The following is a 24,426-nucleotide window of genomic DNA, read 5'->3' as shown; positions in this document are numbered from 1 at the left end:
AGTTTTATATATAAAGGTATCATATTATTATATTGTAATTTCTAATATAAAATATTGCAACCTACATTATTATAAATTAAATTGGAGTTATGATATAATAAGCTGTGTATTTGATAATTAAATTAGGAGTGATAAAATGGAAAGACTGCTTATATTAGATTGTAATAGCCTTATGAATAGAGCTTTTTATGCTTTACCTGAACTTACCAATACAGAGGGAGTCCATACTAATGCAATATATGGTTTTATGAATATGCTGCTTAAAATGAGAGATGAAATAAAACCTGATTACATAGTCACAACATTTGATAGGAAGGCTCCTACTTTTAGACACAAGGAATATTCAGATTATAAGGCAGGAAGAAAGAAAATGCCTCCAGAGCTTAGTGAGCAGTTTCCTATTTTAAAAGAATTGCTTGAAAAATTAGCTATAAATATATTTGAAATAGATGGATTTGAAGCTGATGATCTTATAGGAACATTAGCTACATATGCAAAGGAAAAAGGAATTGAAGTATACATAGTTACTGGAGACAGGGATGCTCTGCAACTTTCCGATGATAATGTTAAAGTTGTTATAAATAAAAAAGGTATGACGGAAAAAGAAATATACGATAAAAAAAGAATGATAGAGGAATTTGGAGTTACACCTCTTCAATTCATAGATGTAAAAGGACTTATGGGCGATAATTCGGATAACATACCAGGGGTTCCAGGAATAGGACCTAAAACTGCTTTTAAACTTATACATGAATATGGCAGCGTGGAAAATGTCCTTGAAAACATAGATAACATAAAAGGTAATAAGGTAAAAGAAAATTTAGAAAAATATGCTGAACAGGCGGTTTTTAGTAAAAAACTTGCAACTATAATGACAAATGTTCCTATTGAAATTGATATTGATGATATAAGATCTAAGGAAAATTTTGACGTACCAGGTGCAAAAAAGCTTTTAAGATGGCTTGAGTTTAGAAACATAATGGAGAAAATACCTAAACTTAATGAAGAAAGCGAAGAAAATACAATTGATGTGAAAAGTGTAGATATAGATGAATTTTCTAAGTTTCATGAATTTGTGTTGGGAGTTAAAGATACCACTATATACATGACATATGCTATAGGTGAGGGAAATGTATATTCTAAAAGTTATATAGATAAAATGTTCATAAAAACAGATAAAGACACATATTTTATTGAAATTAAGAAGATAATGGATGAAAAAAAGGAAGATACTTTAGAGGATTTGAAGAAGTTTTTTGAAAATGAGACTATAGCTAAAGTAATTCATGATTCTAAAAAGTTATACACAATACTTGGTAAGAATGAAATAAAGATAAAAAACATAATATTTGATACAGCAATAGCTGAATACCTCATAAATCCTTCTAAAAAAGAGTACAATTTAAAAGATGCTGCTGAAGAAATGCTCTCACTGGATTTGACGGGAGAGGAAAATGATATTAGAATAAAAGAAGTCTATATAATGGATAAAATTTACAACAACCTTAAAAATAAAATTGAAGCTCTTGAGATGGAAGACTTGTACTATAAAGTAGAGTTGCCATTAGTAGAGGTACTGGCATCTATGGAAAGTGAAGGATTTAAGGTTGAAAAAGATAAACTTGAACAAATTGGTGAGAAATTTAATGGCGAGATAACAAAAGTTAAGAATGCAATATATGAAATGTCAGGTGAGGAGTTTAATATAAGTTCTCCAAAGCAGCTGGGTAAAATACTCTTTGAAAAATTAGATTTACCTGTGATAAAAAAGACTAAAACTGGTTATTCAACAAATGCGGAAGTCTTGGATAAACTTTTGGATAAACATCCTATAATTGAAAAAGTAATATACTATAGACATCTTACAAAATTATACTCTACATATGTGGAGGGGCTTAAGCCTGTTATAGATGTTGATGAGAAGATACATTCAAGCTTTAATCAAACGGTAACTACAACAGGAAGACTTTCAAGTACTGAACCAAACCTTCAAAACATACCAATTAAGAGCGAAATGGGAAGAGAAATAAGAAGGGTTTTTGTACCAGAAAATGATGAGTGTATAATACTTTCAGCGGATTATTCTCAAATAGAGCTTAGGGTACTTGCACATATTGCTGATGATGAAAATTTAATTAGTGCTTTTAAGAATCACAGTGATATTCATACTAAAACTGCTTCCGAGGTTTTCAGGGTTCCAATTGGAGAAGTTACACCTAAAATGCGAAGTAATGCAAAAGCAGTAAACTTTGGTATTGTTTATGGAATAGGGGATTTTAGCTTAGCTAAGGATATAAAAGTATCAAGGAAGGAAGCTAAAGAGTATATTGAAACTTATTTTGAAAGATATCCAAATGTAAAGAAATATTTAGATGATACCATTGCAAAAGCTAAAAAGGATATGTATGTTACGACCATAATGAATAGAAGGAGAACCATTCCTGAAATAAATTCATCCAATAAAATGGTTAAAAGTTTTGGTGAAAGACTTGCAATGAATACTCCTATACAGGGAAGTGCAGCAGATTTAATAAAGCTTGCTATGGTAAATGTTTATAATAAAATTAAAGAACTAAAGCTTAAAAGTAGACTTATACTTCAGGTTCATGATGAGCTTATTTTGAATGTATATAAAGATGAACTAGATACAGTAAAGAATATGGTAAAATTTGAAATGGAGAAGGCTATGGAGCTTAAAGTTCCATTAGAAGTCGATATAAAATCAGGTAGTACCTGGTATGAAGCAAAATAAATTTATTTGGTGGTGGGAGTATGTTAAAAATTGGCCTTACAGGAGGAATTGGCAGCGGAAAGAGCACAATTTCAAGAATGTTTAAAGAAAGGCAAGTTTTAGTTATAGATGCGGATCAAGTGGCAAAGAGTGTAATTAAAGAGCATCCAGAGATAGTTACAGCAGTAAAAAATAAATTTGGAAATGACTTTTTTGATGAATCAGGTGCACTTAAAAGAAGAGAGTTTGGAAATTTTATTTTTAGTAATGAGAATTACAGGAAAGAATATGAAAATATTATAATGCCATATATCAAGAAAGATATAGAAAGAACTATGAAAACTTATGAGAGCCTTGATGAAAATGTATGTGTCCTTGATGCACCAACACTTATAGAAAATGATGTTTACAAGGATATGGATATAAATATTCTTGTTTGGGTGGATAGAAATACACAGATAGAGAGAGTTAAAGCAAGAGATAATATGTCTGAGGATGAAGTTATCCTGAGGATTAATTCTCAAATGCCGCTAGATGAAAAAAAGAAGTACGTGGATTTTGTAATTGACAACAGCGGTACATTTGAAAATACAATTAAGCAGATTGATAGAATAGGGCAGTCTGTAAACATAATGAAGGAAAAATAAATGAAGTCTAAATTTTTTACATTTTTTATAATAATAATTGTTGTAATTATAGCTTTAAATACAAAAAACATATTAAAGCACTTTTATCCAGTTAAGTATCTTACTTATGTAAAAACATATTCAACTAAAAATAAGATTGATCCTTATTTTGTATTAGCTGTAATAAGATCAGAAAGTGACTTTAATAATGATGCAAAATCAAATAAAAGTGCCTATGGTCTTATGCAGATTACTCCGGAAACTGCTGATTGGGCAGCGAAAAAGATGGGAATTAATAATTTTAAGACTGATGACTTGTATAATCCTGAGATAAACATAGAAATAGGATGCTGGTATATAAAGGACCTGTCAAATGAGTTTAACGGCGATAAGACACTCATTTTAGCTGCTTATAATGGTGGAAGGGGTAACGTTAAGAAGTGGCTTAATAATAAAGCTAATTCTAAAGATGGAAAGACACTTCATTATATACCATATGGTGAGACTAGCAAATATGTTAAAAAGGTAATGAGCGATTATGAAATATATAAACGACTTTATGGTAATTAGAATATATTTTGTATAACATATACGGGTATAGATAAAAATAAGTAAATTTAATTGTAGTACTGTACGATAATATAGCAATGGCAGGTTTAAATAAATACTGGGGGGAAATATTATGTATACAGTACTTCATATTGAAAAAAACAATTTTTTTAGAGAAATGCTTAAGGGTATTTTGGACAAAAAGGGTTACTATTATGTTGCTACGGATAGTTTTGACGAGGCAGAAGAGATTCTTAATAGAGAGCACATTAGCTTAATCATAACATCATTTATTGCAGATGGAGATACGATAGAAAAGTTTATTTCTGATGTGAACTTAAGTAAGCACAGTGAAGTTCCAATATTTTTAGTTACAAGTAATGAAATGGATAGCGATAAGAAGAGGATAATGAACCTTGGAATTACTGATTATATAACTAAGGATGTATTTTTAGATGAAATATCGAAGCATATTGATGTTGTTTTCCAAGAAGATCAATATATGAATGATTTAAAAAAGGCAAAAATTGCAGTTTTAGATGATAGTAAATTTGAACTTAAGCGAAACAAAGATATTTTAGATAAATATGGAATTGAAAATGTAGATTACTATAGCACTGGTAGGGAACTTTTAAATTCTGATAAAAAGTATGATATTTATCTTGTAGATATAGTCCTTAATCATGAGTTTGGAAAAAATATAATTATGAATATAAAGAGAAATAATATAAATTCTTCTATAATTGCTGTTACGGGTATTACAAATCCTAAGACAATTTCAAGTATTTTAAATGCTGGTGCCGATGATTTTATTACAAAACCAGTGGAGGAAACTTTATTTATAGCCAAGCTTAAGGCAAATGTAAGATTATACTCTTTAAACAAGCAAGTGAAGAAATTGCTAAAAGAGATAACAAAACTTAATTGATAATTGTAAAGCTTTATATTTATGCTGATTTTTTTTATTGACAAAATAAAATTATATAGTATAATTTTATTTGTCAGTTGATTTAGCATAAATATGCGAGGGTGGCGGAATTGGCAGACGCGCACGTTTGAGGGGCGTGTGGTTATACCGTACGGGTTCAAGTCCCGTTCTTCGCACCAATTGAATAATTTTCTGAGGTATTCGTGAAGCTCTTATTTTGAACCTACAGTTTAAACAAGGGAGTTCAATATTTAGATGATTATATGTACTTCTTGTGAATCCTTTTACGGTATTGAATGAGATAGAAGCATCTGTGAGGACACCCACCTATCGGAGAGATAGGTGTCAAAATTAGGGTAACGGTATTTTGGAGTAATATTTGAATGTAAAGAGAGGTTTTTGACCTCTCTTTTTTGTGTTCCTATATATTAAGAATATTATTTAGTTAATGACATATTCGATTGTAAAATTAATTTTAATTTAAATGGATAAAATATACTATATTAACAAACAATAAAACATATGTTATAATAAGTGTAAACAAACTATTTTACAAGTAAGGTTAATAAAGGAGTTTTAAGTATGGGAAGTTATGAGATACTGTCAGTTGGAAACAAACTTAAAAACTTAAGAGAAAAATATGATGTACGACAAGATGATTTGGCTGGTGGTGAAATAACTAGAAACCTTATTAGCCAGATAGAACACAGCAAAGCAAAATTAACTAAGCATGCTGCTGAGATTATGATGAGTAATTTGAAAGGAATCTGTAATAAAAAGAATATTAAAGTTGATGAAACTATAGAATATTTAATGGAAGATGAAACTTCCCAAGCTAGTAAAATACTTGATAAATATATAAAAGAGCTTAAAGATTTGAGCGTTTATAAAGACGGAAGCTTTACCGAAAAATTAGATGAGGTGGAAGGGTTCTTGACTAAATGGAACTTAGTCGATAAAAAAATAGACGTTTTTGAGTTAGCAGGAGATTATTTTGCTAATACAAACGACCTATATAATAGTTCAATGTATTATGAAAAAGCTAGGGCGTTAATGGACGTTAACGTTTATACCGAAAATCTTGTCTCCATTCTAAGAAAATTATCAATGGTTTATTCTTACATGGATAAATACGAGGAAAACATAAAATGTTGTGATTTTGCCTTAAATCAGTTTGGGGACAAACTAAGTGATCAATATCGTTCTATATTTCTTTTCAATAGTTCATTATGTTATTCAGGATTAAAGAAATATAGTATAGCACTTGACCGATTAAAAAAACTAGAACCTATAATCAAAGATATAAATACGGATAAGTATTGTGAAGTGCTGGGACAAGAAGGTGTTTGCTTAGGATTGCTTAAAGAACATCGTAAAGCCTTAGACATATTTAATAGAATATTTAATGTTATAAGCAAAGATAACTTTGAGCTACGCATATCAGTAATGTTTAATTTGGTGGACGCTTATATCAATCTTGATAAGATAGGTATGGCAAAACAATACTTGGAAGAGATAGATCAAAACATAGACAATGTTCCTCAGAAGACGAAACGATTACCTGAAATGTACCACGAAGTTGGAAATCTATATAAAAAATTAAATGAAATAGAAACGGCAAAATCATATTTTTTGAAATCTTTGGATTATGCTAAGGCGTACAAGCAGTACAACGTAGTAAGAATTACATTAGATGATTTATTTGATATATATATTGACAATAACGATGATAAAGCAATTAACGAAATTAAGGACATGTTTTTATTGAACATAAATAAAGAACAAAAAGTTAAAGTAAAATTTATGAATAAGCTTGTAGAATATTATTTGAATAAAAAAGACTATGAAACCTTGAAAGAAATTCAAAAATTCATTAAATTATATATGAAAGGTCGTGGATATAATGTTCTTTAAAAATCATAAGTTGAGTATGAAATTGTTCATTTTATCGGTATTGGTAGTAGGTACGTGTGTAGTGCTGCCACATCTTAACACTATAATGGCATATTTTCCTATGTCAGGCTGGTAGTTGATAACGTTTCACATAGCAAAACAAAAAGGAGCTGCAATACTAAGTGATTTAGTGGCGCAGCTTCTTTACTATTTTATTAATAAATTTCTAATCTATTAATTATGCAGTGATAGTTATTAAATTATAGTTCTACTATACAAAAATCATAAATAGTATATAGTAGTAGTTTATAAAGGGGGAATTTTGCCTTGAAAAACGTTTACGATTATGGAGTTTATGCTGTTCGTTATGACAAAAATAACAGTAGACAATTTATAACTAGAGTTAAAGTTTGTTTTATAAAGGACAATAATATAAGTTTGCCAACTGAATTTTCGAGGGATTTTTTAATAGCTGATATAGAGGATGGAAATAAATATTATACTATGTACAAAAATGATAACAAGTGGGATAGAAAAAAGCGGGTTAGTATAGACTATATTAAAGGTGAAGCGTATGTTAAAATTAAAACGGACGACAGAGTATGTGATGACCTAGGCGATTTGCCACGATATTAAAAGTGTCTAACCCAAAAGTATTAAGAGATGAACAAAGGAGGCAGATGTTAATGAATAAGACTATAAGATTTGCAGTTATAGGAACAAGTAAGATTACAGATTGTTTTTTAAGTGCTGCGGCACATGTAAAGGATTTCGAACTTACGGCAGTGTATTCAAGAAGTGAAGAAACGGGAAAATCATTTGCAGAAAAGTATGGGGCACAGTATGTATTTACTGATTTAAATAAAATGGCAGAAAGTGATTTAATAGATGCAGTTTATGTAGCATCTCCAAACGCACTTCATGCAGAGCAGAGCATACTATTTTTGCAGCATAAAAAGCATGTACTTTGCGAAAAGGCTTTTGCTTCTAATAAAAAGGAAGCAGATAAAATGATTGAAGCAGCAAAGGATAATAATGTGGTTTTAATGGAAGCGATTAAGACAGAATTTACACCTGGCTTTAAAGCCATTAAAAATAATCTAAATAGAATAGGTAAAATCAGAAGATATGTTGGCAACTACTGCCAGTATTCTTCAAGGTATGATAAATTTAAAAGTGGAGTGATTTTAAATGCTTTTAAAAAGGAACTATCCAATGGCGGTTTAATGGATATAGGGGTTTACTGTATTCATCCAATGATAAATTTATTTGGGATGCCAAAGGAAATAAAGGCAAATGCATTGTTTCTGAGTACAGGTGTTGATGGAGAAGGAAATGTGCTTTTTAAATATGATGGCATGGAAGGTGTAGTCATATATTCAAAAATAACTAACTCTAATTTATATTCAGAAATTCAAGGGGAAGAGGGAAACATAGTAATAGAGAACATTAATAATTTTGAAAAGGTGAAATTGATACTTAGAAATGGAGAAGGAGAAGATTTATCAGCTGCACAGGTAAAAGATAATATGTGCTATGAACTTGAGGAATTTATAAGTTTAGTTAAAAAGAAAGATATTTTGAGTGCTATGGAAAAGCTTAAAGTTTCTAGTATGGTAATGGAAACTATGGATGAAGTAAGAAAGCAGATTGGTCTCATTTTTCCTGCGGATGAAAGATAATTTTCAAGGGGACTCTCGTATATATAAAGGCTTTTGAGAGGAATATTTTAAACATAACAAAATAAAATTATAAAAATAAATCCAATTTAAATATTCCTCTCCTGCCATAAATTTTGCATAGATTGAATAGGTTTTATCTGTTAGAATCATAACTAAACGTAACGCACTAAAATTACTGCATTGCAGCGTATAAAATATTTCTGCTAGAGCAGCATGACTTAGAATATTTTATAATGAGGAATGCAATATAAATTATGCGTTATATATAAATTGCCGAATCTTAAAATTTACTTAAGTACGGGGGAACACATTTTGGGTGAATCTTATATTGATTATATGAGTAGGGTACCTTCAACCCGAATCCGTAAGCTAACCTCGGAGGCATAATTCACAAGGGAAATTAATATTCTTTGCGAATAATAGAAGGGAGAAAATTATGATAAAACTAAAATTAAAATTTTTCATTTTTGCAGGGGCTCTTGCTTTTGCAGCAATGGGAAAAAATTCTGTGCAAGCTGCAACTTACAGCGTAAAAAGTGGGGATTCTCTTTTTACTATAAGTAGAGCGTATAATACTAACTACAATTACCTTACTGCTGTTAATAATTTAAAGAACAATATTATATATCCTGGACAGACACTTAAGGTTCCAGATGTTAAATACACTGTAAAAAGCGGTGAGACTCTTTATACTATATCTAAAAAGTTTGGAGTGTCCTTCAGTGATATAAAGCTTGCAAATAATATATGGACAAACACTCTTAATGTTGGACAAGTTATAGTAATACCTGTTGGAGTTTCGGCACCAGCACCTACACCTCTATATGTAATACCATGTACAGCATCAGAAGTTGATTTGCTTGCAAGGCTTATAAATGCAGAAGCTGGTGGCCAAAGTCATACAGCTATGGTTTCAGTTGGAGCTGTAATAGTAAACAGGGTTCAAAGTGGTACTTGGCCAAATACAATTACCAAAGTAATATATGATAGAGAAGGCGGATATTATCAGTTTACACCGGTTTTAAATGGCATGATTAATAAGAGTGCCACGGCAGAATCATTAAATGCGGCAAAAGAGGCTCTTTATGGAGCTGATCCTACAAAGGGTGCATTATTTTTCTATGACAATACCGCAACAAATACATGGCTTAGGTCAAAACCTACAGCGCTTACATCAGGTGCATTAATATTTGCATACTAAAGTATTTATTTAAATAAATGTAAAATGGGACAACTATTAAAGATTTAGTGGAAAAAACTATTTTCTGCTAAATCTTTTTTTATGTGTTTATAAGAATTACATGTATTTTATATTGATAAAAATATATGGCTGTGGTAGTTTATTTATTAAGAGTATATTACTAAACTCTGCCGATTATAATAAGATTTAAAGGTGGTGCAGTGATGCGTGAATTAAATAATGAGAAAAGTTTTATTGAAGATGTAAATAAATCGATTTTGGGAATAATTAAAGGTCTACAAAATTTAAAAGAAATAAATTTAGAGGAATTTAAGAAAGAAAACACTGTTATTATAAATGTTGATTTGATTAATGGTTTCTGCAAAAGTGGAAATCTAAGTTCACAGCGAGTTGAAAAAATAATACCTTATGCTGTACAAATTAATAATCTTTTTAAGGATTACAATAAGATATTTTTCGTGGATAAACATACAGAAAAGTCTGCTGAATTTGATGCTTTTTTACCACATTGCATTGGAGGAACTACTGAAAGTGAAATAGTTGATGAGTTAAAAGATTTTGCTAGTGAAAATGCCACTATATGTGAAAAAAACAGCGTTAACGGATTCTTATGTGATTCTTATAGTGATTGGCTTAAGAATAATTTAGATAAAATTAATATGATAGTAGTAGGTGATGTTACGGATATTTGTATTATGAATTTTTGCTTAACTCAAAAGGCATTTTTTAATGAAAAAAATATAAAATCCAGAATAATTGTACCTGTAAAAGCCGTTGAAACATTTGATGTAGATGAGACAAATCACAATGGAGATTTAATGAACATATTTGCATTATACAATATGAGTATGAATGGTATTGAGATAGTTAAAGATATAAAATAATTAAATGTGCTCAAAAATTCTTTGATATAGGATATATTGATATAATAATTATCTAAAAAATTACGATATATATATTAAAACAAATTATAAGGATTTTAGTTAAAACGCTATAATTAAATGGGCAACACCCAAAAATTGAGGATTAATATATATATAATTTAGGCGTTTGTCTAGTATACTTACGACTTTATATGAAAAATGAATTATGAAAATATGTAAATTAAGTAAATAGGAAAGGTAGGAATTTATTATGGAAAGTAATATACTGCTTGAATCAGGAACAGGTGAATTGGAAGTACTTGAATTTATGATTGGAGATAGGCATTTTGCAATTAATATCATAAAGGTTAAGGAAGTAGTTGAAGTAGAGGGAGGAAAAATAACAAGATTGCCGGAAACAAATCCTGCAATAGCTGGACTTATATTGTGTAGGAATGAAATAATAACTCTTGTGGACTTAAAGTATGTAATAAATAAGGGCGAAAGAGTAAAATCATGCTCTAAAGTAATAATATGTGAATTTAATAAGATAAAAGTAGCATTTAACATTGATTCAATAGTTGGAGTTCATCGTATTAAGTGGGAAGAAATTTTAAAACCAGACGATGTTTCAGATAATCCATTGGTTATAGGACATGTACTTTTAGATGAAAAGATATTATTAATGCTTGATTTTGAAAAAATAGTTACAGATATAAGCCCTAAAACAGGAATAAGTGAAGAAAGAATTGGCAATATTGAGTATAAAGATAGATCTGGTATAAGAATTGCAATGGCTGATGACTCTACTTTAATAAGGACACTTTTAAAAGATACTTTAGCTAAAGCTGGATTTACAAAATTAGAGATATTTGATGATGGAAAACAGCTTTTAGACTACCTTGAAAAAATTGCCGAAGAAAAAGGCGATAAGGTAAAAGATGAGGTTCAGTTGGTTATAACTGATATAGAAATGCCGCAGATGGATGGACATGCTCTTACAAGACAGATAAAAGAAAACCCACTTTTGAGAGACATTCCAGTTATAATTTTTTCATCCCTTATTACAGATGAATTAAAACATAAAGGTGAGTCTGTAGGAGCAGATGCACAGATAAGTAAACCTGAAGTTGGAGATCTTATTAGAATTATAGATGAATTAGTTGAAAAACATTGATTTTATTTTGAAATGTGCTATAATAAGCTTAAGTAAACGTTATAAATCAAATATTTTCTGAAGTATTCGCCAAGCTCTTATCTTGAACCTACAGTTTTAAAACGGGAGTTCAATATAAGAGTATAGATATGGATTTCTCGTAGTAGAGAAAAGATAGAAGTACTTTTGAGGACACCCACCTATCAGCGGATAGGTTGTCAACGAAAGAGCAGCGGTATTTTGGATGTATATGTGGAAAAAGAGAGGTATGTACCTCTCTTTTTTTTATATGTGAAACTAATTTTATGAATTTTTAACTTAAAGAAGCTAATAAATCATAAGTGACTTTTTATATTTAAGGTGAAATGTGAATGGTACAGTCTTATCACATTATAAAAGGTTATTGTTTTTAAGATTATTTTATGATATTATTAGTACGTTAGTTCATGAAGTACATACAAGTGTTTGCTTAATAAAAACATGGAAGCGGTGATTGAAATTAGTACGACTGCACCTAAAAAATATTTACTTATTGATACAGCTGTACTTCCTGATGTATTTGATGAGGTTATAGCTGTAAAGGAACTTTTGAGAATGGGCAAGGTTAAAGATATCACAGAGGCAGTTAAAAAGGTTGGCATAAGTAGGAGTACTTATTATAAATATAAAGATTATGTTTTTAAAGTTTCTGATGGACTTAAAAGTCAAAAGGTCACTATATCAATTTTGATAGAACATAGAAGGGGAACTTTATCGGAAGTTTTAGATAAATTAGCTCAAAGTCTTTGTAATATACTTACAATAAATCAGGATATACCTATAAATAATACAGCTAATGTAAATATTACTTTTGATATAAGCCGCATAGAAGGTGATATCAAGGAGATAGTAGAGGAACTTAAAAAAATTAAAAATGTATTGAAGGTTGAAATTGTAGCAATGGAATAAAAAATATTGGGGTGTTTAAATATGATCAGAGTTAGAGTACCTGCCACAAGTGCAAATATGGGGGCTGGATTTGATACGTTAGGTATGGCCCTTAAGCTTTATAATGAAATAACTATAGAGGAGACAGAGGGCAAAACAGAAATTAAGCTTTTAAATGGGAAGCTTGATAGAAACTATAAAGAAAATTTGACTTATAAAAGTATTGTGAAAGTATATAATTTTTTGAATAGAGGATATAAAGGTTTTAAAATAGATATGTCAAGAACAAATATACCTTTGTCAAGGGGACTTGGAAGTAGTGCAGCTTGTATTGTTGGTGGAATAGTTGGGGCTAATGCGCTTTTAAAAGGAAATATGGCAGTTCAAGATATGCTTTCTATAGCAGTTGATATTGAGGGACATCCAGACAACGTTGCACCAGCACTTTTAGGTGGCATTGTAATAAGTATAAATGATAATGGAAATATAATTTACTCAAAGGTTAATGAAAAATCAAATTTAAAGTATGCTGTAATGGTACCTGATTTTAAAGTGAGTACTGCGGCATCTAGGAAAGTACTGCCAGATTCATATTCGAGGGAAGATGCAGTATTTAATGTATCGAGATGTGCCATGCTTATTTCTGCTTTAAATAACGGTGAGAACGAAAAATTGAGATATGTGTTTGAAGATAAAATTCATCAGCCTTATAGGAAAAAATTAATAAATAATGTGGATGAGATTTTTATTAATGCTAAGAAAAATGGTTCTCTTGGTGAATTTATAAGTGGATCGGGTTCTACTCTGATTGCGGTTATAGATGGGGGAGATACTGAGTTTATTTATAAGATGGAGAATTATCTTAAGGGATTAAAACATAATTGGAAAGTATTCGAAGCGGAGAAAGATAATGATGGGGCTGTAGTCATAAAATAATTCATATTGAATATACATATACCATTAATACTAGCATAGCTTTTATTTTTGGGAGGAATAATGTATGGAATATTATGGCTGTAACTATGAAAACAATATGAATCATGTATCTAGAGCACCCTATGAAGATTGTCCATTTGAATTTAATCCATGTATGAGAAATTCTAGGCAGTTTTGTCCTGCTCAAAGATACTATTCGCCGCCTTTTGCTATCCCTAATTTTAAAGAAGTTGATGAAGAAGAATTATTTGGGTAGTTAAAAATTTATATAGGCTGTTACCTACTTTAGAAAAATTAAGAATTAAGAATGAAGGATGATTTTCTACCACTTTGCTTTGGAAAGCCTACTAACTTAGAAAAGAACATTTGCCTTAGGTGAATGGAGTATTTATAAGTTCTCAGGTTTTTCGGAGCAAATAGGAGAAAAATTTACCATCATTCTTAATTTTTTACGTGTATAAGTAGAAATCGCTTATGCTGCTTAAAATAAAAAATTAAAGGATAATTCACCTCAATATCGAATTAATTTTTAGAGGTGAAATTATGTTTGATGTAGATATAGAATTTGAAGATATAAGTGTAAAGAATATTGAAAGAGAAGATATAAGCGATTTAAAAAGTATGCTGAAAGATAAGAAATTTTGCCTCAATGGTAATGGATTTGATGAAGTGTTTTTAGGATACTACATGAGTGAATATGAATTCTTTACTAAAATATTAAAAAATGAAGAATTCATAGGAGTTTTTAGAGGAAGGATAGAATTTAAAAGCAGGAATATTGTATGGATTTCTTACTTTTTCATAGATGAAAGATATAGTACTTCTAAGGAAAGTCAGAATATATTAATGAACATATTAAAGTATTTTTATAATAACTTTGGTATTTGCGATTTTATAACTGGCATTACTAAAAGTGAGAAGAATATGATAAAAATGTGGCAGAATAATGATTTTAAAATGATTAGAGTAAATAAGGAATTTTATTCAGATAAGGAATATAAAGAAGATCTTATAATAATGGAAAAGAATATTTCTTGAAGTTTTTATATATAAATCATAAATTACACCTAAAGTTAATATATATATAATAAATATTATACTTTAGGAGATGAGAAAATGAGATATACTAGATATGATTTAAAACATAAAAAAAGTAGCAGTATGCCTTTTGTGATTTGTTTGACTTTGGTTTTATTTTTATCATTTTTAATTGGAACGGTTATATTTAAAACTTTTATTAAAGCGAGCGGTACATCTCAAAATGCTAAAATTGTATCAAAAGAAAATGATAAAAAAAGTGAAGGAATGGCGAATTTTTTTATTATCCAGTGCTCAGCTAATTCAAAGAAGGAAAATGCGGATAAAGTTCTTAATGACTTAAATAATATAGGTACGCCGTTTGAAGTAAAGAATAAAGGATTATACAAAGTAATTTATGCTGCCTGTAGTGAAAAAGATTATGATGCTTATGAAAAAAATGTTAAAAGCAATAAGTTTGACTTTAATAAATTTACTATTAGTTTTAGCAAGAGTGATTTAGGTGGGGACGAGCTGTACGATATAATAAGTGCATATCTAGAAATTATAAATAAGTTTAATGATAAGAATGTAAAGTCAGTTCAGGTTTCTTCATTAAAAAAGTGGTGCTCTAGTCTTCAAAATGCGAATGAAGATTACAAAAACTACAAAGTTATTCAAGAAATAAAAAAACATATAGCTAGTCTTTCAAGCGATATTAATAGGGACAACATAAATGAAAATGAGATTTTTATTTATAATGAATTAATGAAGATAAAGTGAAGTAACAGTGATTCGGAACATTAAAGAAATGCTATAAATCTAAGGTAAAAAAATCGTAAAATACTAAGATATTTCAATAACTCGCTGGAAAAAAGCTCAGACAAATTGAAACATCTAAGTATTTTACGATTTTTTTACCAAGATTTATTAGCATTTTTTTAAATTGTTCCTTCATCACTGTTACTTCACTTTATGAGGTAAAACAAGGAAAAAATTCCTACGTGCCTACGGAATTTTGGGTGTAAATAATGTGTAGTAGACATAATTAGTTTGTGAGGTGCTGACATTGCTTTGCTCGCCAGCAGGGGATGAACTTTGTGCATGATACAATTGAAACATCTAAGTATTTTACGATTCTTTCACCAAGATTTATTAGCATTTATTTAAATCGTTCCTTCATCACTGTTACTTCACTTTATGAGGTAAAACAAGGAAAAAATTCCTACGTGCCTACGGAATTTTGGGTGTAAATAATGTGTAGTAGACATAATTAGTTTGTGAGGTGCTGACATTGTTTTGCTCGCCAGCAGGGGATGAACTTTGTGCATGATACAATTGAAACATCTAAGTATTTTACGATTTTTTTACCAAGATTTATTAGAATTTATCTAAATAGCTCCTTTAGCACTATTACATTGTATTATTCTTAATTACTAGTTATTAATGTACACATTTTTAAAAATAAAATAAAAAATTTTTTAATAATCTTTTAAAGACTTGTTTAAGAGTATATTAAATGATAAACTATAAAAGATGTATATTTGATGTAGGGAGTTAGGTAAGGTGAAAGGTAAGAATTTCAGGGATGTTTTATTTCTATCTCTAATAGGTTGTATAGGTGGTTCATTAGTTGGAGATATACTGGGAGAACATTTTACACGGGTTGAATTCCTTAGAAAAGCATATAGTATTGGAACAGCTAAACCGCTTGTAGTTGATCTTAAAGTTTTTAGTTTTACTTTCGGATTAAACTTCAATATTAATTTAATGGCTGTAGCAGGGGTAGTAATGGCAATAATAATATATAGCAAAATTAGGAAGTGAGATCATGAAATTAGTTTTAGCATCAGCTTCACCCAGGAGACGTGAACTTCTAAAAAATATTACTGAGGATTTTATTACTATAGTAAGTGATTTTGATGAAAGTTCTATTGAAAATACTAGGGATGTTGGAGACTACGTAATGACTTTGGCTGAATCTAAAGCACAAAGTACACTTAATAAGATTAAAGAGGAATCTTTGCTTAAAGATGAAGATGAAATCTTTATAATAGGGTGTGATACGGTAGTTTCAATTGATGGTGAAATACTTGGTAAGCCAAAGAATTCTGAGGAAGCTTTTAATATGCTTTCTAGGCTTAGTGGTAGAACTCATAAGGTTTATTCAGGTATTGCAGTTATAGACATTAAAAACAACTTGACTAGAAAAGATTTTTTATATACGGATGTGAAGTTTTCCGATTTATCACGTGAAGCCATATTAAATTACATAGCGTGTGGTGAATATAAAGATAAAGCAGGCGCATATGGTATTCAAGGGAAAGCTTCAATTTTTGTTGAAGAAATTAAGGGCTGCTATTATAATGTTGTAGGGCTGCCCATAAATAGATTATATAAAATTCTTTTGGAGATGGGGGTAAATCTATAAATAGGAGATTGATGAATTTTTATGAATAACAATCTTAAAATTGCGGATTTACCTAAAAGTGAGCGACCTAGAGAAAGGCTTTTAAGGTATGGAAGTGAAGTGCTTTCAAATAGTGAGCTTTTAGCTATTATACTTAGGACAGGAACATTAAATGAGAATATAATTAATTTAAGCAGCAGGATTTTAAGTGAAAATGGCGGCTTAAATGGTGTTTTGAATTTGAAACTTGAAGAACTTAAGAAGATAAAAGGCATAGGCAATGCGAAGGCAGTTCAAATTATAGCGGTAGGTGAGCTTTTCAAAAGATTTAAAACATATAAATCTGGAGAAAAGTATAAAATCACATCGCCTAGAGATGCTGTTAATCTTGTTATGGAAGAATTAAAAAGTTTTAATAAGGAGCACTTATATGTCATTATGCTTAATACAAAGAATATAGTTATAAAGATATCTGATGTTTCTGTAGGAAGTTTAAATTCTTCTATAGTTCATCCTAGAGAGGTATATGTTGAGCCAATATTAAAACACGCAGCATCAATTATATTGTGTCATAATCATCCTTCGGGTGATCCAAAACCAAGTAATGAGGATATAAATATAACTAAAAGACTCTTTGAGTGCAGCAAGATAATAGGAATAGAGCTTTTAGATCATATAATAGTTGGGGAAGGTATATATGTTAGTTTAAAAGAAGAGGGACTAATATAACGTAGTTAATGAAAGGAGATAAATTAATGGGTTTTTTTGGAATATCAAGAGATATGGGAATAGATCTTGGAACAGCTAATACACTGGTTTATGTGAAAGGTAAGGGTATAGTATTAAGAGAACCTTCTGTTGTTGCTATTAATACTTATAATAAAGAGGTTCTTGCTGTCGGAAATGAAGCAAAGCAAATGATAGGTAGAACACCTGGAAATATAGTAGCAATAAGACCTTTAAAAGACGGTGTTATTGCAGACTTTGATGTTACAGAAAATATGCTTAAGAGTTTTATAACTAAGATAAGTGCTAAAAGTGCATTTGCAAGTCCTAGAATTCTTATTTGCCATCCTTCAGGCGTAACAGAAGTTGAAAGAAGAGCAATAAAGGAAGCTGCTAAAAGAGCAGGAGCAAGAGAAGTAAAGGTTATGGAAGAACCTATGGCAGCGGCTATTGGAGCAGGTCTTCCAGTTGAAGAACCAAGAGGAAGTATGATTGTAGATATAGGTGGAGGTACTACAGAAGTAGCAGTAGTGTCTTTAGGCGGAATTGTTACTAGTAAATCACTTAGAGTTGCAGGAGATGAATTAGATCAGGCAATAATAAGTTACATTAAAAGAGAATACAATCTTATGATAGGTGAGAGAACTGCTGAGATAATAAAAATGAAAATGGGTTCAGCATTTAAAACTGAAGAAACTTTAGAAAATATAGTTATAAAAGGAAGAAATCTTGTAACAGGATTACCTAAAACTGTTGAAATAAGTGAAGAAGAAGTTAGAGATGCCTTGAGAGAGCCAGTAGCTTCCATAGTTGATTCAATAAAACTTGCTCTTGAAAAAACACCTCCAGAACTTGCAGCTGATATCATGGATAGAGGAATTATGCTTGCCGGTGGTGGAGCACTTCTTAAAGGTCTTGATGTGCTAATTAGTAAAGAAACCAATATATCTGTACATATAGCAGAATCTCCCCTTGATTGTGTAGCCCTTGGAGCTGGCAAAGCTCTAGATCATTTTGAGAAGTTAACTGATTAGTGGCTTAAATGAAACTATTTAAAAATAGGCTGACAGTAACGATTGTTGTTCTGTCAGTTAGCTTTTTGATATTAATAGGATACACAGTTAAGAGGGAAAAGGTTTCTTTTGTAGAGAATGGAGTAGGTACAGTATTTAATTCTGTACAAGGTTTCTTTTATAATATCAATAACAATATTAAAGGGGCTGTAGGATTCGCACTTAATTTTTCAGAAGTTCAAAAGGAAAATGAAACACTAAAGTCAAAGAATAGTCAGCTTAAGCAAAAGGCAGCAGCTTATGATTCTCTTAAAAATGAAAATGCTGAACTTAAGAGAATGTTTAAGTTTAAAGAAGATCACTCTGAGTATGATTATGTTGGTGGCGATATAGTATTAAAAAGTGGTTCCGGCATATTAAAAGGATATGTTATAAATAAGGGAACTAAAGATGGAGTAAAACCAGGTATGGCTGTAATTAATGATGCAGGGCTTATAGGTAAAGTTACTTCTGCAGCAAGTAATTATTGCAAAATAGAAACTATTTCAAGTGAAAATGTGTCTGTTGCAGCGCTTATCCAAAGAACACAGGTTAATGATTGCATTGTTACAGGATATACTGATAATGCAGATAAGAGCAAAAATTTAGCAATATTAACTATGCTTCCTTTGAATTCAGACATAAAAGAAGGAGATACTATAGTTACATCTGGAATTGGATCGGATTATCCTAAGGATATAATAATAGGTAAGGTTACAAGTGTTGAAGACAACAAAGGTAAAATGGAGAGAGAAGCTATAATTGAGCCAGCTGTTGATTTTACAAGACTCCAAAGGGTATTCATAGTAGTTCCAAAAGATACAAGCGAAATTAAATATTAGGTGATGTTTTATGAGAAAATTTTTAACATTATTATTATGTATATTGGGATTTACGTTTATAGATAATTGTATAGCACCGTTTATTAACATTAAAGGATATTACCCTAGTCTGCTTTTTATTTTTATAATAAGTTATTCAATAATAAATGAAGGATGGCCGTGTGTTGTTATTGGAATTGCTGCAGGGTTTATTCAGGATATTTACCTTTTTAATGGGATTGGTGTAAACATGCTTCTTGACATGATATTATGTGTTGCAGCAGGAGCTATAGGTAAAAATTTGTTTAAAGAAAAAGCTTTTATACCAACAATAGTCATTTTTATAATGTCCTTTATAAAAGGTATTTTAATGTTTGTAATCTTATATTTATGTAAAAGTTATAGCGATATAAGTTTTAGCTTATATGGATCAATCTATAATTTTGTTTTGGGAATATTTATATACATATGGGTTTACAAGTTGTGTCAAAAAGACTATATGATAACAAAGTGGAGACTTTAAAGTGAGGTAATAGATTATGAATAGAAAAAAAACAAAGTTAAAAAAGATATTTAATAGATTTACTGCATTGATTTTAGTCGCACTTTTTGTATTTTCAGGTATTATTGCTAAACTTGTAGATCTTCAAATAGTTGAAACGGACTCCTACAAGGCAAAAGCTAACAGCACGGCTCATAAGTTTATAAAGGCAGTTGCCCCTAGGGGAGAAATAACGGATTCAACAGGAACACTTCTTGCAACGAATAAGCAAAGCTATGATGTTACTTATATTCAAACTGATGGTAATAAAAATAGTTTTTATAATACTGCTGCTAAGGTGTTCTATATTATTGATAAAAATGGTGAGAAGCAAAATGATAGTTTTGCATTAAAGTATGATGCTGCTTCTGGATTTAGTTTTGACTTTAATACTACGAATCCAGATGAAGTAAAAAAGATGCAGCTTAGATTTTTAAAAGACAGAGGCTTTGAAGAGCCTATTATAAAGAAGATGCATAATGGAAAAACAAAGGAAGATGAACTTACTACTGCTCAACTAAATGAAGTAAATAATGCTCTTCTAAAATATACTCCTAAAGAGGTTTTTGATTCACTTGTTAAAACTTATAAAATACCTAATTCTTATAAAATTACAATTGATGGTAATACTATAAGTAAACAATGTGATATTAATGATATTAGAAGATTTATGGTAGTAAAAGATGCTATTAAAATGAATTCAGGATATAAGCCTGTTATTATAGCAAGTAATGTAAAAAAGGATACAGCTTTTAATATACTTCAAAAATCTGATGAACTTCCAGGAGTAGATATTTCAATTGATCCTATAAGAAGTTATCCTTATGGTAATTTAGCTTCTAACGTTTTAGGATATATAAGTAAGATAACTCCGTCAAGTACAGGGCAATCACAGAAGTATACAGAAGAAGGTTATGATGTTAATAGTGATCTTATTGGTACATCTGGTATTGAAGCTGCATTAGAGGACAGACTTAAAGGAACATCTGGTGGAAGAATTGTTGAAGTAAACAAGCAGGGAAAAATAACGGATGAACTTGCTAAAAAAGATCCATATCCAGGACAGAATGTTCAGCTTACAATAAATAAAGATGTACAGTATGCAACAGAACAGGCACTTATAAATACAATGTCTTCTTTAAGAAAGCAAGGATATGCAAATTCTAATTCTGGAAGCTCATATTTAGGTAATGCAACAAGAGGTGCTGCGGTAGCTATAGATGTAGATACTGGAGGAGTTTTAGCACTTGCTTCTGTTCCTAATTTTAATCCTAACGATTTTGCAGACCCTAATGGTCTTTCTAAGGATACGCTGTCAAAATATTTTTCAACGGATTTGATTTCTCAAGCAAAATCTGTCGGAGTTCCAGAAAATTTATATGATACTTTGTTTCCTAAGAGTACAAGTAATCCAAATATTAGAATAGATAAATATGATTATCTTCCTAAACCTCTTTATGATTATGCAACGTTGTCATTAATACCACCAGGTTCCACATTTAAACCACTTACAGCTATAGCAGGACTTGAGACTGGTGCTATAACTCAGGATACAACTATTGATGATCCTGGATCATTTGATGATGGAGCCGGCTTCCATACTGTATTTAAGGCTGATGGACCGCAGGGTAGTAATAATCTTATAGGCGCAATTGCTAAGTCTAGTAATGCTTACTTTATGACCGTTGGAAAACTTTTAAGACAGAAAGCTGGGCTTGATTCATTGGCACAATATGCATGGAAATTTGGACTTGGTGTACAACCTAACTCCAATGTAAATCCGACTACGGGTATAGAAATTCAAGAAAACTTTGGTCAGGTATATAACCTTTATAGTTCAAAACAGAGTTTTGCGCAGCAGGGTCAATGGACTATAATGGAAGACCTTCAAAGTGGTAAGTATTTAAAGGGCGTAAATATAAATTTGTATACTAATGATAGCGATTCAAAGACACTTTCTACGTTAAAAGCAGCTATAAAAAGTAATATGAGAACTTCTATTTCAACAGGTAAAATTGATAGAAATAAAACAGAAGAGCTTGTAAATCAACTTATAAGCACAGATCCACTTTATAAGGGAAAGACATTTTCACAAGCGGATATAAAGGCTATTGTAAGTGGAATAGTAAGTCAGGAATCAGAAGATGATTATCAGGCTAAAAACCCAACAAACATTTATAGTGCTGCTATAGGTCAGGGTCTTAATCAGTTTACTCCTCTTCAGCTCTGCAATTATATTGCCACTATAGCTAATGGTGGAAAAAGATACAAGGTACATCTTGTGAAGAAGATTACAGATGCTAATGGGAAAACGGTGTATGAAGATAAACCTGAAGTTGTTCAAGATACAGGTGTTAAAGCAGCTAATATAGCTTCAGTAAAGGCAGGAATGAATGCTGTTAATGATAGAGGTACTGCAGCAGGTACTTTTGCAAACTTTAAAATCCCTACAGCAGGAAAAACTGGTACAGCCGATCCGTATAGTAGTGATTTAGAAAGTCAAATAGATAGATCGTCATATGCACTTTATGTTGGATTTGCACCTAGCGATAAACCTAAAATAGCAGTTGCTATAGTAATATTCGATGGTGGTTTTGGTGCTGGTGTTGCAGGTATTGCGAAGGATATGTATGAAGCTTATTTTAAGGATATACTTAAAGCAGAAAATTTCAAGTTTGATATAGATGTTGATGCAAAACCTGAAGTAGATACAACAGGGAAGTAACAGTGATTTGGAACATTAAAAAAAGGCTATAAATCTAAGGTGAAAAAATCGCAAAATGCTAAGATATTTCAATAACTCGCTGAGAAAATGCTCAAACAGATTGAAAATCTAAGCATCTTGTGATTTTTTCACCAAGATTTATTAGCCTTTTTTTAAATCGTTCCTTCATCACTGTTACTTCCCTTTGGGGGTGAGGCAAGGAAAAAATTCCTCCGTACCTACGGAATTTTGGGTGTAAATAATGTGTGCTAAATATCATTAGTCTGTGAGGTGCTGACATTGCTTCGCTTGTCAGCATATGGGGAGTTTGTCTTTGATATTAGAATTCCGTATTAGGAAAGTGCTTACATTCGGTTAAGAAGGATAATAGGTTCTCCAGAGCCCCGTGTATGATAATATTTTTCGTAGTGAAGCGTAGAAAAATTTACATTGCCTTTATGTTAAGGGAAGCAATAATATTTTGGAAACGGTTTAAATAAAATTCAATAAATCTTGATTCAAATTATAAAAAGACTTAGAAATTTTAATTTGTTTGAGCAATCTTTTCAGCGAGTTATTAAAATTTATTAGTATTTTTATAATTTGAATCTTAGACTTATGATTTTTATTTAATGTTTCAAAATATTATTGCTTCCCTTAGAATATTAAAAGAAGGAATTCGTAAAATAATGTTGAATTATATTAAGTAATGGCAATATATAAGCTTAAATTTATGGGGCTTTTTCGGTATAAATGGAAATAGCACCTTTTAGCTTTGAGCTTATTTGGGTTTCTTTTTAGTGAGACTACTCATAGAATTGTGGAGGATTAGTATGTTTAGAGACGGAATAATTATTAAGGGAAATAGAGAGGGTCTTAATGTAATAATCAATATGAATAGTTTCAAGGATTTTGACGAAATGCTTGAAAAGTTTGTTTCTAAATTGTCAAAGGGAAAAAGATTTTACAAAGGATGTACTCTTAAAATAGTAACGCAGCTTAAGGAAATCAATGAAAGAGATATGCGAAAACTTAAAGACATTTTATTTGATGAATTTCTCATAAAGGATTGTACTTTTGAAGAAAGTGATGAAAAAAGAAATAAAATGTTTACTGGTATATATGAGGGACGTACTAAATTTATAAGAAGAACCATAAGAAGTGGTCAGATTATTAGATATTCAGGAAATGTTGTAATTGTAGGTGATGTAAATCCAGGAGCTGAAATTTATGCTGGCGGAAATGTAATGGTTTTTGGCATTTTAAGGGGAGACGTTCATGCAGGATTTAGTGGCAATGAAAGAGCAATTATTTCAGCGTTTAGACTTCAACCTAAAATACTTCAAATATCAAAGTTTATATCAAGATCACCAGAAGATGATGAAAAACCTGATTATCCGGAAGTTGCAAAATTAAAGGGAAACTCTATAATAGTAGAACCGTATTTACCTAATAAGTTCATATAGCAAGCTTATGTGTTGGGGGAGAATCCCTCATTTTTTTTGAAATTACTTATTAAAAAGTATGTAAATTATACGATAATTAAAAATGGACTTATGTTGCATATTTTTGCATGGATAAAATTTACTTTTATTTCACTGAAGAATAAATTATAATTATAATTGTTTTAAAATAAGTGAATACAAGGAAGGATTTTTTTATT

The 24,426-nt window shown here is 30.5% G+C and carries 23 protein-coding genes, 1 tRNA gene, 2 other RNA genes and 1 riboswitch; all 26 genes read left to right on the top strand.

Features of this window, described 5'->3' with window-relative positions; all coding sequences use genetic code 11:
- The first annotated feature begins 136 nt into the window (after positions 1–136).
- Complete coding sequence (gene polA, locus BEE63_RS03470) at positions 137–2,752, top strand: DNA polymerase I (RefSeq protein ID WP_066020055.1); 2,616 nt, start codon at positions 137–139, stop codon at positions 2,750–2,752.
- 20 nt (positions 2,753–2,772) lie between these two features.
- Complete coding sequence (gene coaE, locus BEE63_RS03465) at positions 2,773–3,378, top strand: dephospho-CoA kinase (RefSeq protein WP_066020054.1); 606 nt, start codon at positions 2,773–2,775, stop codon at positions 3,376–3,378.
- The gene (locus BEE63_RS03460) at positions 3,379–3,927 is read left to right on the top strand and encodes a lytic transglycosylase domain-containing protein (RefSeq protein WP_066020053.1); all 549 of its coding nucleotides are present in this window, start codon (positions 3,379–3,381) and stop codon (positions 3,925–3,927) included. It abuts the gene before it with no gap.
- A 112-nt stretch (positions 3,928–4,039) separates the two neighbouring features.
- Positions 4,040–4,834, top strand: a complete 795-nt coding sequence (locus BEE63_RS03455; protein ID WP_066020052.1) for a response regulator — start codon at positions 4,040–4,042, stop codon at positions 4,832–4,834.
- 95 nt (positions 4,835–4,929) lie between these two features.
- Positions 4,930–5,013: transfer RNA gene (locus tag BEE63_RS03450), tRNA-Leu, on the top strand.
- Between the two features lie 7 nt (positions 5,014–5,020).
- A non-coding RNA gene (gene ssrS, locus BEE63_RS03445) (6S RNA) lies at positions 5,021–5,212 on the top strand.
- A gap of 204 nt (positions 5,213–5,416) precedes the next feature.
- The gene (locus tag BEE63_RS03440; protein WP_066020051.1) at positions 5,417–6,748 is read left to right on the top strand and encodes a hypothetical protein; all 1,332 of its coding nucleotides are present in this window, start codon (positions 5,417–5,419) and stop codon (positions 6,746–6,748) included.
- 306 nt (positions 6,749–7,054) lie between these two features.
- Positions 7,055–7,363: a DUF3892 domain-containing protein gene (locus tag BEE63_RS03435; RefSeq protein ID WP_066020050.1), complete on the top strand. Its 309-nt coding sequence runs from the start codon at positions 7,055–7,057 to the stop codon at positions 7,361–7,363.
- 50 nt (positions 7,364–7,413) lie between these two features.
- Positions 7,414–8,409, top strand: a complete 996-nt coding sequence (locus BEE63_RS03430; protein ID WP_066020049.1) for a Gfo/Idh/MocA family protein — start codon at positions 7,414–7,416, stop codon at positions 8,407–8,409.
- A 261-nt stretch (positions 8,410–8,670) separates the two neighbouring features.
- Positions 8,671–8,808: riboswitch (cyclic di-AMP (ydaO/yuaA leader) on the top strand.
- 37 nt (positions 8,809–8,845) lie between these two features.
- Positions 8,846–9,610, top strand: a complete 765-nt coding sequence (locus BEE63_RS03425; RefSeq protein WP_066020048.1) for a LysM peptidoglycan-binding domain-containing protein — start codon at positions 8,846–8,848, stop codon at positions 9,608–9,610.
- 203 nt (positions 9,611–9,813) lie between these two features.
- Positions 9,814–10,494 carry an isochorismatase family protein gene (locus BEE63_RS03420; RefSeq protein WP_066020047.1) on the top strand — a complete coding sequence of 227 codons (681 nt, stop codon included), beginning with the start codon at positions 9,814–9,816 and terminating at the stop codon, positions 10,492–10,494.
- Positions 10,495–10,744: 250 nt separating this feature from the next.
- A complete protein-coding gene (locus BEE63_RS03415) occupies positions 10,745–11,650 on the top strand; it encodes a chemotaxis protein (protein ID WP_066020046.1) in 906 nt (301 codons plus the stop codon).
- A 51-nt stretch (positions 11,651–11,701) separates the two neighbouring features.
- Positions 11,702–11,880, top strand: a non-coding RNA gene (gene ssrS, locus BEE63_RS03410) — 6S RNA.
- 229 nt (positions 11,881–12,109) lie between these two features.
- Positions 12,110–12,577, top strand: coding sequence for an ACT domain-containing protein (locus tag BEE63_RS03405; RefSeq protein WP_066023146.1), 468 nt, complete (start codon positions 12,110–12,112; stop codon positions 12,575–12,577).
- A 21-nt stretch (positions 12,578–12,598) separates the two neighbouring features.
- On the top strand, positions 12,599–13,492 hold the full coding sequence (gene thrB / locus BEE63_RS03400) for a homoserine kinase (protein ID WP_066020045.1): 894 nt from the start codon (positions 12,599–12,601) through the stop codon (positions 13,490–13,492).
- A 64-nt stretch (positions 13,493–13,556) separates the two neighbouring features.
- Positions 13,557–13,748 carry a hypothetical protein gene (locus tag BEE63_RS03395; protein WP_066020044.1) on the top strand — a complete coding sequence of 64 codons (192 nt, stop codon included), beginning with the start codon at positions 13,557–13,559 and terminating at the stop codon, positions 13,746–13,748.
- Positions 13,749–14,035: 287 nt separating this feature from the next.
- The gene (locus tag BEE63_RS03390; RefSeq protein WP_066020043.1) at positions 14,036–14,530 is read left to right on the top strand and encodes a GNAT family N-acetyltransferase; all 495 of its coding nucleotides are present in this window, start codon (positions 14,036–14,038) and stop codon (positions 14,528–14,530) included.
- A 78-nt stretch (positions 14,531–14,608) separates the two neighbouring features.
- Complete coding sequence (locus BEE63_RS03385; RefSeq protein ID WP_066020042.1) at positions 14,609–15,292, top strand: hypothetical protein; 684 nt, start codon at positions 14,609–14,611, stop codon at positions 15,290–15,292.
- A 783-nt stretch (positions 15,293–16,075) separates the two neighbouring features.
- A complete protein-coding gene (locus tag BEE63_RS03380; RefSeq protein ID WP_066020041.1) occupies positions 16,076–16,336 on the top strand; it encodes a DUF4321 domain-containing protein in 261 nt (86 codons plus the stop codon).
- Positions 16,337–16,340: 4 nt separating this feature from the next.
- On the top strand, positions 16,341–16,940 hold the full coding sequence (locus BEE63_RS03375) for a Maf-like protein (RefSeq protein WP_066020040.1): 600 nt from the start codon (positions 16,341–16,343) through the stop codon (positions 16,938–16,940).
- A gap of 21 nt (positions 16,941–16,961) precedes the next feature.
- Positions 16,962–17,648, top strand: a complete 687-nt coding sequence (gene radC / locus BEE63_RS03370) for a RadC family protein (protein WP_066020039.1) — start codon at positions 16,962–16,964, stop codon at positions 17,646–17,648.
- Between the two features lie 26 nt (positions 17,649–17,674).
- On the top strand, positions 17,675–18,679 hold the full coding sequence (locus BEE63_RS03365) for a rod shape-determining protein (RefSeq protein ID WP_066020038.1): 1,005 nt from the start codon (positions 17,675–17,677) through the stop codon (positions 18,677–18,679).
- Positions 18,680–18,687: 8 nt separating this feature from the next.
- Complete coding sequence (mreC, locus tag BEE63_RS03360) at positions 18,688–19,539, top strand: rod shape-determining protein MreC (protein WP_066020037.1); 852 nt, start codon at positions 18,688–18,690, stop codon at positions 19,537–19,539.
- A 10-nt stretch (positions 19,540–19,549) separates the two neighbouring features.
- Positions 19,550–20,041: a rod shape-determining protein MreD gene (gene mreD / locus BEE63_RS03355; RefSeq protein ID WP_066020036.1), complete on the top strand. Its 492-nt coding sequence runs from the start codon at positions 19,550–19,552 to the stop codon at positions 20,039–20,041.
- Between the two features lie 16 nt (positions 20,042–20,057).
- The gene (locus tag BEE63_RS03350; RefSeq protein WP_066020035.1) at positions 20,058–22,784 is read left to right on the top strand and encodes a penicillin-binding transpeptidase domain-containing protein; all 2,727 of its coding nucleotides are present in this window, start codon (positions 20,058–20,060) and stop codon (positions 22,782–22,784) included.
- Between the two features lie 812 nt (positions 22,785–23,596).
- A complete protein-coding gene (gene minC, locus BEE63_RS03345; RefSeq protein WP_066020034.1) occupies positions 23,597–24,229 on the top strand; it encodes a septum site-determining protein MinC in 633 nt (210 codons plus the stop codon).
- The last annotated feature ends 197 nt before the right edge of the window (positions 24,230–24,426 follow it).

Origin of the sequence: Clostridium pasteurianum, assembly GCF_001705235.1 — a bacterium.
GTDB classification, from domain to species: domain Bacteria; phylum Bacillota; class Clostridia; order Clostridiales; family Clostridiaceae; genus Clostridium_S; species Clostridium_S pasteurianum_A.
The sequence above is the reverse complement of the archived record's forward strand: the minus strand, read 5'-3'. Positions and strand labels throughout refer to the sequence as shown.